This is a genomic window from Paenibacillus sp. FSL R7-0345 (genome assembly GCF_038595055.1).
GTDB lineage: Bacteria > Bacillota > Bacilli > Paenibacillales > Paenibacillaceae > Paenibacillus_AQ.
On record NZ_CP152002.1, the window covers coordinates 4,596,345 to 4,610,161 of the forward strand.

The window sequence follows — 13,817 nt, forward strand, 5'->3', positions numbered from 1 at the left end:
GTTTCGTCCAGTGTTTTTATGAAAATTGTTTGTTTTATTTCATGTAGCATAGCAAAGCCTGTTCAAAATTTCAAGATATTTGGAAGAAAATACTGATTTATTAAGGTATAATAAAACCATCTTTTTTTTCCATACTCTAGCATATAGAAAGAGGTTAGCTGTGAAAAGATCAATCTGGTTAAATTTGCTGTTTTCCATTGTAGCCGTAGTTCCGATCGCCCTGGCAGCTTTTGTCACCTATTTCATCATTGCACTGCTCGGCGGGTTCCAGTTTTATGCCCCGCTCTCTGCCGTTGTCGCTGCTGCGCTCTGCGCTTATAGTGTATGCTCTATCTTCGGCTGGTTCACCTCCCGCACCCGCGGCATTGCTTTTGCCTCGTTTGTGGGACTCTGCCTGCTGGCAACCGGAGGATATGAGGTGAATAAAGCCTACGTGAACAGTCTCGCTGAAGTCAGCGAGCAGGAGGTCTCTCTGGAGCAATATCAGCCGTTTCATCCGGAATCCAAAGCTGCTGTGCTGGGACAGCCGGCGGCCTATAAGATTACTGACAAGCCGCCTCGGCTGGATGGGGCAACTGCACTGTATCCGCTCTACTCTGCATTTGTGCAGGCTGTATATCCTGAGGATGAGTATGATCCTTATGATTTTGCCGGTAATCCGGTTGTGTGCTCCTCTACGGCTTATGCTTATCAGCGGCTGCTCTCCGGTGAGACGGACATTATCTTTACAGCAGCCCCTTCGCTTGCCCAGGAAAAGGATGCCAAGCTGGCGGGCCGCGAGCTTGTGCTGACACCGATCGGCCGTGAAGCGTTTGTCTTTTTTGTCAACAAACGCAATCCGGTAGACAATTTGAGTACAGAACAGATTATGGACATCTATTCCGGTGAACTGACCAACTGGAAGCAAGCCGGCGGCCGGAATGACCGGATCAGGGCTTTCCAGCGTGATGAGGGCAGCGGCAGCCAGTCGATGCTGCAAAAAATCATGAAGGACCGCACCCTGATGCAGGCCCCGTCCGAAGATGTGATGGACCTGATGAGCGGGATCATTTCCCGGACGTCCAATTACCGCAATTATAAAAATGCCATTGGCTTCAGCTTCCTCTACTATGCCTCCCAGATGAACCGGAGCGACGAGCTCAAGCTGCTCGCCATCGACGGTGTCAAGCCGGAGAAGGAGAGCATCCGTAGCGGAGCTTATCCGTATACGGTGAACTTTTATGCGGTAACAGCGGGCACACCTAGTCTTAAGCAGCAGGAGTTCCTCGACTGGATCGTATCCCCTGAGGGACAGGAGCTGGTGGCCAAAACCGGTTATGTGCCGGTTAACTGACCGGGGGTTCTCTGCAAGCAGAGAAACAGGGAATTGATAAGGAGTGCTCACTGGCATCTTGTCCGTGAGCACTCCTTTTTTTGAGGCGGCGCCTGCCTATCTCTTTGAATATATGAAAAAAACCGGATAACACCTTTAATTTGGTAAATAGTAATGATAGCGCTGTTATTTTATAATCATCTCGTATTCCAGCAAATATGCCAAGAAACCTGCGGGAAGGAGATGAAGCGGCGGCAACGGAGAAGTTTGAGTATTAAGGATTAAAGGAAGCCTATACTCCATGAGACTCTGCAGATGTGAAAGCAAGGGATAAGCGCAAGTCCGCATTCCGACAAGCACATTCTCAGGCAAGAAACAACCAATCAAACTCTAGGAGGAATTCCCATGTTCAAATTTAAAAAGGCAGTGACAGCACTTCTTACCGTCTCAATGGCTTTTGGCATGTTTGCAGCAACGGCAGGTGCAGAAGCGACGGATTACTGGCAAAATTGGACTGACGGCGGAGGAACTGTAAACGCTGTTAATGGTACAGGAGGTAATTATAGTGTTAATTGGTCTAATACAGGTAATTTTGTAGTAGGTAAAGGCTGGAATACCGGATCGGCCAGCCGGACTATCAACTACAATGCCGGGGTATGGGCACCGTCAGGCAATGCCTATTTGACGCTCTACGGCTGGACCCGGAACTCGCTGATCGAATACTACGTCGTTGACAGCTGGGGCACCTACCGGCCTACCGGCACTTACAAGGGCAGCGTGACGAGCGATGGCGGCACCTATGATATCTATACTACTACGCGGACCAATGCGCCTTCCATCGACGGCACAGCGACCTTCACCCAGTTCTGGAGCGTCCGCCAGTCGAAACGGGCAACCGGCAACAACGTCGCGATCACCTTTGCCAACCATGTGAATGCCTGGAAGAGCAAGGGCATGAATCTGGGCAGCAGCTGGTCTTACCAGGTGCTGGCAACGGAAGGCTACCAGAGCAGCGGCAGCTCCAATGTAACGGTATGGTAAGGATATAATCACAGATTGAGCGGGAACCGTCCGGCTTTGCAGCCGGACGGCTTGCTGCCGGGGAAGGACACGGCAGTCCGCAGCATTTTCTATCCGCATAAAGGAGAATGATCAATGAGCAAACTGTGGCATATCCCCGTAATCGCCCTGATAGCCCTGCTCTGCGCTTGCTCGCAGAAGTACTCCGCCCCTCCTGGACCTACGGAAGAACCTGTCCAGAAGGACAGCTTGGTCTTCATTCAAGGCGGAACGTTTGTCAGCACGCAGACCAGCTATACCGGTGAAGCCGTCTCTCTGCCTGATTTTTATATCGGCAAGTATGAGGTTACACAGCAAGAATGGATGGAGGTCATGGGTAGCAACCCGTCCTTGTTCAAGGGCAGCCGCCTGCCGGTGGAAATGGTGAGCTGGTATGATGCTGTTGAGTATTGCAATAAACGGAGTACTCATGAAGGGCTTGAACCCTACTATAAGATAGACACACAGACCCCGGACCCGGCCAATAAGAGCGGTAGCGATACGCTGAAATGGACAGTAACGGTGAAGGCTGAAGCAGACGGTTACCGGCTGCCGACAGAGGCGGAATGGGAATATGCCGCAAGCGGCGGACAGTTAAGCCGCAGCTATATATACAGCGGCAGCAGCAATGCGGATGAGGTAGCCTGGTACTGGCGGAATGCCGGTGACCGTTATTTGTCAGGAGACTGGCTCTGGCCCGTCATTGAACAAAATAACAACCGCACCAAAACCGGCGCAAGCAAAAATCCCAATGAGCTCGGGCTCTATGATATGTCCGGGAATGTACGGGAGTGGTGCTGGGACTGGTACAGCGAAGCGGACGCCGGCGGCGGAACCTACCGGATCGTAAAGGGCGGGGGCTGGATCGGTGATGTGAGCAACAACGCGGTTTCGTTCCGGGGCAAATTCGAGCCCGCCGGATACGGTCCGGATCAGGGGTTTCGGGTAGTTCGTAATGCCAGGTCTGAAACGCAATAAATCCGCCGGGATCATCCCTGGCGGATTTATTGTTCAATCATACCCGCCGGGAAACGGCAGCTCATTACTCCGGCTTCTCTCCGGACTCCAGCGCAGCGGCTTGCCCGAAAACGGTCTGCGCGGACAGCAGCCGCTCACGCTTCTCCCGGTCCGGGTCAGTCTGCACATGAACGTGCTGCCCGAAGATGAGCGTGGCACGCTCGTCCACAGCATAGGCCGGCCAGCTCAAGCCGGCCGCTTCCGGGCTGCCCCGGTGTGCAAAAGCGGTCCAGGCCGCCTGCATCTGCTCCGCGAGCGCCGCCATCTCAGGGTTGACGGATACACCAAACTGATGCAACAGGTCTATCGTATTAAAGACATAATAAATCTCTGCCCCATGAATCGCCTTGTCCAATAACGGATGGCCGGGGATCGTCCAGTCGAACCGGTACATCCAGACAGGGGCATGCGGCAGCTGCCGCTCGGCAAACGCGATGGAGCTGTCCCAGAAATACAGGTCCGTCATTAACGCCGCCTGGCCCTCCCAGTTCTTGGGATAGTGGCTGGCCAGCTCCTCCAGATTGCCGACACCCAGCATCAGCTCCAGCGCCTTCAGCGACTGGTCAAAGCCCGCCCCCTCCCGGTCGCCCCGGAAGAACAGATGGCCCTCATGCAGATTCGTGCCGATCATCAGCGGAATCCCGGCGGCGCAGCCGCCAGCCACCGCTTCCGCCGGCTCCACCGGCAAGGTTGCCGGATCAATAAGCGGCTGGAACAGCATGCTGAGCGAATCGCCGGACAGCTTGTAGGCCGTCCGTGCGGCCGCAGCCAGGATGTCCTGCGCTGGAGCCGCCTGCAGCAGGTTCACATCGCCGCCAAGCTCGGCGAGGAAGGCCGCTGCGATTTGCGCACCCAGCTGCGGCTTCAGCGTCTGTGCTGCACCGCTCTGCATAATGGCGCCGGAGAACAGCCCCTGGGCAGCCGGCATCGCCAGCAGGGCGGCAATGCTCATGCTGCCGGCTGACTCGCCGAACACCGTCACCCGCTTTGGATCGCCGCCGAAGCCGGCGATATTATCCTGCACCCACTGCAGTGCAGCGATCTGATCCAGCAAGCCGAGATTAGACTCAAAGGGCCCAAACGATGAGAGATGCAGGAAGCCAAACGGTCCCAGCCGGTAATTGACAGTCACCACAATGACGTTTCCGGCTTCCGCCATCCGTGCTCCTTCAAACATCGGCTGGCTGCCGGCTCCGGTCAGGAAGGTGCCGCCGTGAATCCAGACCATCACTGGCAGCGCCTCCTGCTCTCCGGCCGGTGCCCAGACATTCAGATACAGGCAATCCTCCGAAAAGACGGGCTGTGTGCCGCCAAAGCGGATGCTGCTGGAGCTTGGAGGCTGATGCGCTGCCGGTCCGAACTCCACGGCTTCCCTTACGGAATCCCAGGGCTCCGGAGGCTGCGGAGCACGAAAACGCAGCTCTCCGACAGGTGGTGCAGCAAACGGAATGCCGCGCCAGACGTTCACCCCGCCGCTTTGCGCTCCCTGTAGTTTTCCATATGTAGTATCAGCAACGGGTCTTGTCATTTCCGATCTCCTTTCAGGCTGTCCTTATCTGGTTCTATCACTTCTTCTATAGCTTCTTCTATTGTTTTTTCCGCTGCTTTTGCCGCTCCTACACTATATAGTCCGGAACGGAACCGGAACCATTGAAAGATATGGGTGACGATGACTTTGAGCACGGCATACCCCGGAACCGCAAGAATGATACCGAGTACACCGAACATTTTGCCGGCAAAAATAATGACAAAAATAATCGTAATCGGATGAATCTTCAGCGATTTACCCATGATCTGCGGCGAGATGAATTTGCCTTCAATAAGCTGGACAGCGGTCCAGACAATAATCATCTTCAGCAGCATAAAAGGCGAAGTAACCAGCGCCACAATCAAAGCCGGTGTAATCGCGATTGCCGGCCCCAGATAAGGGACAACGGCAGTACATGCAGCCACAATGGCCAGCACCAGCGAATACTCCAGGCCGATAATCAGGTAGCCTATGTACAGCAGCGCACCAATACAGCAGCTTACAATGATCTGTCCCCGGATATAAGAGGCCACCTGGCTGTTCATTTCCTTCATGACAAGCCGGCTCTGCGGCTGCAGGGCGTTCGGGATGAACCGCATCAGATAGTCAGGCAGACGTTTACCGTCACGCAGCAGATAGAACAGGATGAACGGTGTTGTGACGACAGCCAGCACGACCTCAGTCAGCGCACCGACGAAATTTCCGACTCCGCTCACTGCATTATTAAGGAACGAGGTAGCCCATGTGGTTACTCTGCTTGTCAGATCCCCAAAATCAAGACTGGTGCCTACCCCTACATTTTCCTGAATCCGCCCGAACAGCTCACTCCCGGTCAGATTGATGAACTCATCCTGAATCTGGGCGCTGTATTTCGGAAAATTATCGATCAGCCCGATCAGCTGGGTACGGATAATCGGAATTACCGTCAGCAGGATCAGCGTGACAATCCCCGCAATAATCAGATACAGGATCACAATTCCGTATGCCCGTTTAATCCTGCTTCTGGACTCCATGCGGTCTACCAGCGGATTAAGCAGATAATAGGCAATCCCCGACAGCAGCAGCGGAGCAGCCACCGTATGCAGCAGCACCGATATAGGCTTGAAAATAAACGGAACATGGGAAAACACCAGAATGTTGATCCCGATCAGCAGAATAATCAGTAAAGACACAACAAATCTGTTATTCAGAAAAAAACGTTTAAACCGTTCAGGCCATACCTGCAGCCTCTCCATTACTACACTCCCCCTGGCAACAAACCTTCATCTAATTGTGATAAAAAGCACTGCTATAAGCATAGTCAACGCATAGCCTGCAAGTCAAATTTCAGGCGGGAAAATCGTTTAATTATGGAGTCATCCCGCGCCCCTAATCCTATGTATCCGAAATATCCCCTTTTACTTCTTCTTTTTGCCCTTGGCTCCTTTAGCCGAAGCCGCGATGAGCTGACCGTCATACGTATAAAGGATATTGTCCTCCAGCTGTTCTCCTTCCAGCAGCTTGCGCACAAGCGCCTTGCCCGATTTCGGGGTCATCTCCCGGTACCATATACCATCCGGGTAGGAAATGACTACACATGCATCAGAGCATCTGCCGTTGCAGCGGGTAACCGTCGTATGAATGAGGCTTCCGGCACCCTGCTTTTCGATTTCGTCTTCGATCGCCTCAGCTATCTCTTCGCCTTTGTTCTTTTTGCAGCTGCTGCCGTTACAGATCAGCAGGTGGTTTACTGTCCCTTGCAGATTCCAGGTCGTCACAGGTCATCCCTCCTTTTATTACTCCTTTTTACCCTGATCGCGGATTAAGTTAAACTCTACGGTTCTGCCCGGGGATCGTCAATAGTCCAAAACCTTGATATACTCTAATTGAGAATGATTATCACAATAGAGATGAGTGAATGTTCCTATGACCAGCCTGTACTCCGGCAGTCCGCCCCAGCATGCCTTAAGCTTCCATTTTCCCTGCCGGATTCTAAATCTTGCAGGGTTCTCTGTTAGCACTGGGCCGGTTGCCCCGTCCCCCTCCTCCATCCTGATGATTGTAACCGGCGGCAGCGGTACTATTGAAATAGAAGGCTTCAAGCATGTTATCTCCAGCGGAGCTATGCTGTGCTGCAGCGGCAGTCTGCCCCTCTCCCTGGATGCCCAGTTTAATCTGCAGGGAGTATGGATTGAGTATGCGTCCGTCTCCCCTTCCGGGCAGGCAGACGCCGGCCCGTTGAATCACGGCAGGCTGTATAAGGGAGCCCCTGCGGTCATCTGCAGCCTGGCATGCCGGCTGCAGACAGAATGGACTGGGCCGGCGGCGGACAGCCCTTTTGCGGTTCAGCTTCTTTTCACCGAGCTGCTGGCCGGTGTGCACAGCCTGTACTCCAAAAATCTCCAACCCCAGGAGCACTGGCTTGACCTTGTCCTGCAGCATATCGAAGCCCATTACAATGAAGATTTGACCCGAAGCCAGCTGGCAGAGCTGGCACAGGTCAGTCCCGAGCATTTCTCGCGGACCTTCCGCAAAGCGACCGGACGTTCCTTCAGCGAATATCTCACTCTACAGCGGATCCGCCGGGTACAGCAGCGTATGCTGACAGAATCGCAGAGTCTCGGTACCCTTGCGCTTGAAGTAGGATACAGCGAGGGGACCTATCTGAGCCGCAAATTCAAGCAGGTGGTGGGCGTCTCACCGGCTGTCTACTACCGTAAGCCCAAAAAATTCGCCTCGCTGAATTTTAACCATACCGCCAGCCTGAGAGCACTGGATATTCTGCCCGAGTTGGGCGTATATTCCGGCTGGATGAGGCAGCTTGAGCTTGTTCCTCCCTGCCCCGGATTACGTGCTGAAGGCACCAATGGGGCTTCGCTATACCGCTCCGTGGCTGCGGCTCAGCCGGATGTCATCATAAGCTACGCGCTATCAGAAGAGCGCGGGCAGCTGCTGCCGGTTGCACCGGTAATCGAGCTGCCGTTCATGCAGATGGGCTGGCGGGAGCAATTCCGGGTCATTGCCGAAGTGACCGGCCGCATACACCGGGCTGAGGAATGGCTGAGCCGGTACGACGAGCTATGCTGCCGGGCCAACCGGGAGCTTGACCGGCTGATCGGGCCGCGCGGGACAGCTGTTGCCTGGGAGATCAGCGAAGCAGCAACCTACTGCTATAGCAGCAGCTACGGGCATGGCTCCCAGATTCTTTACGGCGAACTCGGGTTCCGTCCGCCCGCAGCCGTCCTTGACCAGGGTCTGCTAAACAACGGCTATCTCGAATCAACAATTGAAGCCCTTCCGTACTATCCCGCAGACCACATTTTCATCACCAGCAGCCCTTCTACACCTGCCGGACACGAACGCTTCAGCAGCATGCGGCAGTCCCTGCGCTGGAACACGCTTGATGCAGTCCGCCACAACCGGGTTTACACCCTGGAACAGCCCGAAATGTTCTATGGCTTCGACCCCCTGTCCTCGCTGGCACAGCTGAATACGCTAATGCAGGCCATCACATCACAAATTTACATAGACAGTAATCACATCCGGCCATAGTCTTCCGGAGCGGAAATCTGTAAAGTGTAAATGAGAATGAATATCACTAGACATAAGGGGGCAATTTCTTTGATTAACCGGCAGCACTGCAGTACACGCAATACTAAACGAAAACACTGGATCATCTATCCGCTGCTGTTAACGCTGGCTATGGTAGCTTCAGCCTGCGGGAACGGGAACAGCAGCAGTAATACCGGCACAGCCAGTACAGGGAGCAACGCTTCCGCCTCCGCATCACCGCAGCCGGAAGCAACAGCTGCACCCGCTGCCTTCAAAACCGTTACTACCATCAACGGGGATATTGAAATTCCGGCAGAACCAAAACGGATTGTGGCCGAAGAATACCTGGGCAGCCTGATCGCCCTTGGCACTATACCGGTAGGGGCACCGGGCCTGACCCTGGAAAATGTCTATTTTAAAGAAGCGCTTGCCGGTGTTACAGATACCGGAACCTACGGGAAGATGTCCCCGGAGAATATTATTGCGCTGGAGCCTGACCTGATTATCTCCGGTATGGCTGACAGCTATGAAACGCTGAGCCAGATTGCGCCGACCGTAATCGTACCTTACGGGGATTTGAAGAACGCGCATGAGGAGCTGACTTATTTCGGTGAGCTGCTGGGCAAGGAGCAGGAAGCCAAGGACTGGCTGGCAGATTTCGATAAGCGCATTGCCGCAGCCAAAGCCAAAGTGGATGCCGCCATTCCGGCCGATGCCACCTTCAGCATTCTGGAGCATGCCGATAAGTCTACCTGGGCTTACGGGGACAACTTCGGACGGGGCGGACAGGCAGTCTACCAGGCGCTAGGACGCAAGCCTCCGGCTGCAGTAGCAGATGAGATTATGGAGAAGCAGTGGGCAGAGATTTCTGCAGAAATGCTGCACAGCTATGCCGGAGATTATCTCATCGTAACCGACAACAACCAGACCGCTGAGGATTTCAGCACTGATCCGATCTGGGGCAGTCTGCCTGCCGTCAAAAACGGCCATCTTTACGTGTGGAAAGAAGAGCGCTCCTGGTATTACGATCCGATTGCCGTACTCTCGCAGACAGAGGAACTGGCGGATTGGCTGACTTCAGGGCAATAATGCTGCATGGCTGACGGGGCTTTTCTGGCCCGGCGGCCTTTTTTTTGACTACCTTTCTCAGCAAATGGGGATAATACCTTTAGTTTGCCGCTCCGCCGGGATTTTAAAGTTAGGTAAGGGAGGAATCTGAGATATGAAAATCATCGGCATCTATATCGTGCTCGCTCTCCTGACACTGGGGATGATTGTTAGTGTGGATATGATTTCGGGGACCAGCCTAACCCGTTCCTTGCACTCCGTTACCGCCTCATTTGCCACCACTACCTTTCCGGAAGCCTGCTGCATGATTGCGTTCGCAGTCCTTCCGGTTCTTTTTGCCGCCGCAGATCTGATCAGACCCCGCAAGTCCACACGCAAATAAGCTTACCGGTACCAGCCGAACCTGCGCCGCACCCGGTGCACTACGAATAGCAGAATCGGAATCACCGCGCATAGGAACGGCAGGATGTTCTCCAGAAATACTTTCCCGTCATTCATATGCACAGGGAAATTCTCGGCACTGACAAACGAGCTGTATAGCACCACCGACCCTACAGGAATAACCAGCCTCCGGGGTTCTTTGACATGAAATAAATCCGCTGCAATCGAAACGGCCGCATAGCAGTAGATGGACATTTTGAAAAAGACCCCGATAATCAGCGTCAGAATGACCAGCGCGTCGAGCCGCTGCAAAAAGTTGGCTACATTGACCAGCGTAATTGTCGTAAACATCGGGAAAGTAGTCCGGCTGTAAATATCCGGGCCCAGCACTGACATTTCAATGGCATGTGTAAAGCTAAGCAGCAGGGCGCTCAGGGCGATGGCGCCAGCTCCTGTTTTGCGGACTTTACTCCGTGAATTAAAATGCGGAAGAACAGCGGTGAAGCATACAAGCTCTCCATAAGGAAAAATCCAGATGTTAGGATAGGCTGAGCTAAACACCTCACCCCACTCGCCCGGATGTACCGGAAACAGATTTTTAAACTGGACCAGACCGGCAATGATCACGACAAAATTCGAAATCATCCCCATTATAACAATCAGCCAGAAGTAAATTTCCGAGGTTCTCGAGAATACTTCTATGCCCTGATACAGGATAAACATTACGGCAACTACCATAATGGAGTTAATAATAAAAATCGGTGTCCGGTCATAGGAAGAGGAGATCAGCAGATCTCCCGCCTCCCGCAGATTTCTGGAACCGTTGTAGGTGAGAACCGGCAGGTAGAGCAGACTCAGCGGCCAGCCGATCCATTTCCCTAGAATTTTCCGGGTATATCCGCTGATTACGAGATCAGGGAACTGGCGGTACAGGTAGGCATAGACCATAAACAACAGGATGCCGCCCGGCAGCGCCATCAGGATGGAGATCCAGACCGCATGACCGCTTTCCAGACCAATCGGGACAACAACCGCTGTTCCCAGTTCAAACAGAACGATCATGGCGAACAATTGAAACGGACCAATGACTTCCTTTCGCATAAATCGGCTACCCCCGTTCGTTGACAGACCTTTATTTTTTGGCTGGAATATACGGCTTGAGCCGCATTCCCGTACTGCGGATGTAGGCATCCACCCTGAGATCAAGCTCCCCTTCGGCAAAAGCGGCGCTCCAGTCCTGCTGTACCCTTTCCCATTCCTTTGGATGGGTCCGCTTCAGCTCATTGCCGAAGTTAAAAATATCCGTCTTCATTTCCTGCGCAGTCTTCACCGCCAGTCTGACTTCAGCCGCTGTCTTCTCCGCAATCCCTTGTTCAATTCTTTTCAGCTCCTCCTCCTTGCTCAGATCCACAAATCCGCCTGTTTCATTGAGGATTCCTTCTTCCCGGATATGAACATGGAAAACCGGCTTACCCTCCCGCAGCTCTACCCTAACCTTTGTCTTGGAATAGAAAATATTGATTGCAATATCCTCTTCCATATCCGGAGAATTCACATTTACGCTGGTCTCGTTGACCTTATCGAGCACCCACTGTGTGCCTCTGGATTCAGGTCCGTTAAGCCAGCCGATCAGCTGTCCCTCCTTAAAGACGCCCAAACCGCTCATAAGCGACCCGACCATAGGATCAGACTGCTCCAGGCTGCTTTTTATCTGGCCTTCGATAGCATCACCCACAATTTGTACCCCGTTAATGGTAAAATCGCTTTCCCCGGTAATTCCGTTAATTACATCAAACACAGTAATCCTGCGGTTCTCGCCCCATACACTGGATGTATTCTGCATTTTCTTCAGCAGCCCCATGGATGGCATCGTTTCAAGTGTTGTCAGAAGTTTAAGGACGGAGGCCGCATCCGTACCCTTGGAGACCAGGACAGCTGAGTTTAGCCGCAGCTCATGCGACCGTTCAAAAATATCAAAGATGCTGGTAATCCCGCTCTTGGCCAGAGACTCTCCAATCAGTACCAGCTGGGTATGGGCAAAAAACAGCTGACGGGTTGCCCGCCTTGATGCCTTGCGGAGCGCTCCAAAGATGGTGCGGTCCGTTGCCGAGACTATTACGATCGGAGGCTGGTTGCTGGCAGATCCCGTTGTCTGCGCAGATGAGGACGGATTAATAATCTGAAAGGTCACCTTGTACCCCGGCTTTCCGTCCAGGGTATCAATACCGATACCGCTGACGATCGCCAATTCGTTAAGTTCCCGGCTGTTCCAGCATCCGCTCAGTACCAGGGAGCAGCCCAGACAGACCGCGAGCAGCAGCGCCAGTTTACTTTTCATGACGGCTGCCCTGGCCATGCTGAGCGGAAGTATCCCGTGCTTTTTTCTTGTTATTCAGCAGACGGCGGCGGGTCTTCATGAAATGCAGCGGTGTCCGCACAAAAATATCCTTCTGGTCCCCTGGCGCAAACGGGGCAACCGGAGACATATAAGGCACACCCATGGAACGGAGGCTGCACAGATGTGCAACCAGAATAAGCCCGATGATGGCAATCCCGTACAACCCCATGTAAGCCGCGACAAAGGTAATCACAAAGCGGAGAATGCGGATGGACAGGGCCATATTGAAGGCAGGGGTCGCAAAGCTGGATATGCCCGTCAGTGAAACGACGATGACCATCGCCGGGGAGACAATCCCTGCCTGAACCGCCGCCTGACCCAGAACAAGACCGCCGATGATCGAAACGGTCTGTCCGATCTGCGAAGGCATGCGGATACCCGCTTCACGGATAATTTCAAAAGTGACCTCCAGCAGCAGCACTTCAATCACGACCGGAAACGGCACCCCTTCCCGCTGGGAAGCGAAATTAATCAGGAGCGGCGTCGGAATCATCTCCTGGTGAAAGTTAAGGGCAGCAACAAAAATCGCCGGACCGAACAGCGACACCAGCAGGCATAAAAAACGGAGCACCCGGATGATGGAGGTAATATCATAACGCTGGTAATAATCTTCAACCGTATGGAAGAACATAAAAAAAGTAGCCGGAAGAATCAGCACAAACGGAGTGCCGTCCACAAAAATGGCAATTCTCCCCTCCAGCAGATTTCCGGCTACACTATCCGGGCGCTCGGTATTGTACAGCGTAGGGAAAGGCGAGTAGTTATTTTCCTCGATCAGCTGCTCAATATAACCGGATTCCAGAATCGAATCCACATGAATATCCCCCAGCTTTTTCCTGATCTTCTGCACCGTTTCTTCCTTGGCCAGACCATGGATATGTACAATCGACACATCTGTTTTGGTTACTGCCCCCATCGTCAGCGTCTCGATCCAGAGATTCGGATTTTTAATCCGTTTGCGTACAAGCGCAATGTTCGTCCCCAGTGATTCGGTGAAGCTGTCTTTTGGACCGCGGATATTAACCTGTGTGGTCGCTTCGGTAACGGACCGGCCTTCACCTCCGCTTGTGGTTACGCTGATGCCCTTATCCAGTTTGTCAAAAAGAATGAGGGTATCCCCGGACAATAGTCCTTCCAGCAAGCTGTTCTGGTCTTCTACCACCTTCTCTTTACCGATACTCAGGGCTTTTTCCTTGGCAAAAAGAAAGAGGTCTCCGGCTGAAGGATCTGACTCTTTAATCATTTCAAACGACAGGGCATGGGTAACATACTCGTCTACCAGCTCTTTATCTATAAGCCCGTTTATATACAGGACCGCTACATGATGCTCATGATTCAGGGTCTCATATTTCCGCACATTCAAGTCTGGGCTGTTGCCGAGTCTCTCCCGGATTTGCTTGAGGTTGTCTTCCAGATCCGTGACAATAGGCGGACTCTCCTGTCCGCTGTTCGATATCTCGCCGGGACCCGATTGTGTTTGTTGTTTCGGCATGCTCAGCACCTCCCCGCTTACTATTCGCCTG

12 protein-coding genes are annotated in these 13,817 nt (G+C 53.2%); 6 read left to right on the forward strand and 6 right to left on the reverse strand.

The window, feature by feature from the left end; translation table 11 throughout:
• Positions 1-160: 160 nt before the first annotated feature.
• From NST84_RS19860 to NST84_RS19870, 3 genes are all read left to right on the forward strand, one after another.
• Positions 161-1,333 (forward strand): substrate-binding domain-containing protein, encoded by a 1,173-nt coding sequence (locus tag NST84_RS19860; RefSeq protein WP_342561886.1) that lies wholly within the window; start codon positions 161-163, stop codon positions 1,331-1,333.
• A gap of 384 nt (positions 1,334-1,717) precedes the next feature.
• Complete coding sequence (locus NST84_RS19865; protein WP_342561887.1) at positions 1,718-2,353, forward strand: glycoside hydrolase family 11 protein; 636 nt, start codon at positions 1,718-1,720, stop codon at positions 2,351-2,353.
• A 114-nt stretch (positions 2,354-2,467) separates the two neighbouring features.
• Entirely contained in the window at positions 2,468-3,349 is an 882-nt protein-coding gene (locus tag NST84_RS19870; RefSeq protein ID WP_342561888.1) for an SUMF1/EgtB/PvdO family nonheme iron enzyme, read from the forward strand.
• 64 nt (positions 3,350-3,413) lie between these two features.
• Here the strand turns inward: NST84_RS19870 and NST84_RS19875 are convergent, their stop codons facing one another.
• The 3 genes from NST84_RS19875 to NST84_RS19885 form a co-directional block, all read right to left on the reverse strand.
• Positions 3,414-4,916, reverse strand: coding sequence for a carboxylesterase/lipase family protein (locus NST84_RS19875; protein ID WP_342561889.1), 1,503 nt, complete (start codon positions 4,914-4,916; stop codon positions 3,414-3,416).
• Positions 4,913-6,151: an AI-2E family transporter gene (locus NST84_RS19880; protein WP_342561890.1), complete on the reverse strand. Its 1,239-nt coding sequence runs from the start codon at positions 6,149-6,151 to the stop codon at positions 4,913-4,915. Before NST84_RS19880 ends, NST84_RS19875 begins: the two co-directional genes overlap by 4 nt.
• A gap of 162 nt (positions 6,152-6,313) precedes the next feature.
• On the reverse strand, positions 6,314-6,673 hold the full coding sequence (locus NST84_RS19885; protein ID WP_342561891.1) for a (2Fe-2S) ferredoxin domain-containing protein: 360 nt from the start codon (positions 6,671-6,673) through the stop codon (positions 6,314-6,316).
• 136 nt (positions 6,674-6,809) lie between these two features.
• Here NST84_RS19885 and NST84_RS19890 point away from each other — a divergent pair, with 136 nt between their 5' ends.
• From NST84_RS19890 to NST84_RS19900, 3 genes are all read left to right on the forward strand, one after another.
• Complete coding sequence (locus NST84_RS19890; protein ID WP_342561892.1) at positions 6,810-8,447, forward strand: helix-turn-helix domain-containing protein; 1,638 nt, start codon at positions 6,810-6,812, stop codon at positions 8,445-8,447.
• 150 nt (positions 8,448-8,597) lie between these two features.
• Complete coding sequence (locus tag NST84_RS19895; RefSeq protein WP_342566476.1) at positions 8,598-9,536, forward strand: ABC transporter substrate-binding protein; 939 nt, start codon at positions 8,598-8,600, stop codon at positions 9,534-9,536.
• A gap of 133 nt (positions 9,537-9,669) precedes the next feature.
• Complete coding sequence (locus NST84_RS19900) at positions 9,670-9,897, forward strand: hypothetical protein (RefSeq protein ID WP_342561893.1); 228 nt, start codon at positions 9,670-9,672, stop codon at positions 9,895-9,897.
• 2 nt (positions 9,898-9,899) lie between these two features.
• On the opposite strand, the gene NST84_RS19905 is transcribed toward NST84_RS19900, so the two are convergent.
• The 3 genes from NST84_RS19905 to NST84_RS19915 are packed head-to-tail and all read right to left on the reverse strand — an operon-like array spanning position 9,900 to position 13,786.
• The gene (locus NST84_RS19905; RefSeq protein WP_342561894.1) at positions 9,900-10,997 is read right to left on the reverse strand and encodes a GerAB/ArcD/ProY family transporter; all 1,098 of its coding nucleotides are present in this window, start codon (positions 10,995-10,997) and stop codon (positions 9,900-9,902) included.
• A gap of 31 nt (positions 10,998-11,028) precedes the next feature.
• The gene (locus tag NST84_RS19910; protein ID WP_342561895.1) at positions 11,029-12,234 is read right to left on the reverse strand and encodes a Ger(x)C family spore germination protein; all 1,206 of its coding nucleotides are present in this window, start codon (positions 12,232-12,234) and stop codon (positions 11,029-11,031) included.
• A complete protein-coding gene (locus tag NST84_RS19915) occupies positions 12,224-13,786 on the reverse strand; it encodes a spore germination protein (protein WP_342561896.1) in 1,563 nt (520 codons plus the stop codon). The genes NST84_RS19910 and NST84_RS19915 overlap by 11 nt, the downstream gene beginning before the upstream one ends.
• Between the last annotated feature and the right edge of the window lie 31 nt (positions 13,787-13,817).

Bases quoted from the DNA above. Each gene is read 5' to 3' on its own strand.
- NST84_RS19915 (WP_342561896.1), bottom strand. From the start codon at position 13,786: ATGCCGAAACAACAAACACAATCGGGTCCCGGCGAGATATCGAACAGC.
- NST84_RS19910 (WP_342561895.1), bottom strand. From the start codon at position 12,234: ATGAAAAGTAAACTGGCGCTGCTGCTCGCGGTCTGTCTGGGCTGCTCC.
- NST84_RS19865 (WP_342561887.1), top strand. From the start codon at position 1,718: ATGTTCAAATTTAAAAAGGCAGTGACAGCACTTCTTACCGTCTCAATG.
- NST84_RS19875 (WP_342561889.1), bottom strand. From the start codon at position 4,916: ATGACAAGACCCGTTGCTGATACTACATATGGAAAACTACAGGGAGCG.
- NST84_RS19880 (WP_342561890.1), bottom strand. From the start codon at position 6,151: ATGGAGAGGCTGCAGGTATGGCCTGAACGGTTTAAACGTTTTTTTCTG.
- NST84_RS19895 (WP_342566476.1), top strand. From the start codon at position 8,598: ATGGTAGCTTCAGCCTGCGGGAACGGGAACAGCAGCAGTAATACCGGC.
- NST84_RS19870 (WP_342561888.1), top strand. From the start codon at position 2,468: ATGAGCAAACTGTGGCATATCCCCGTAATCGCCCTGATAGCCCTGCTC.
- NST84_RS19900 (WP_342561893.1), top strand. From the start codon at position 9,670: ATGAAAATCATCGGCATCTATATCGTGCTCGCTCTCCTGACACTGGGG.
- NST84_RS19905 (WP_342561894.1), bottom strand. From the start codon at position 10,997: ATGCGAAAGGAAGTCATTGGTCCGTTTCAATTGTTCGCCATGATCGTT.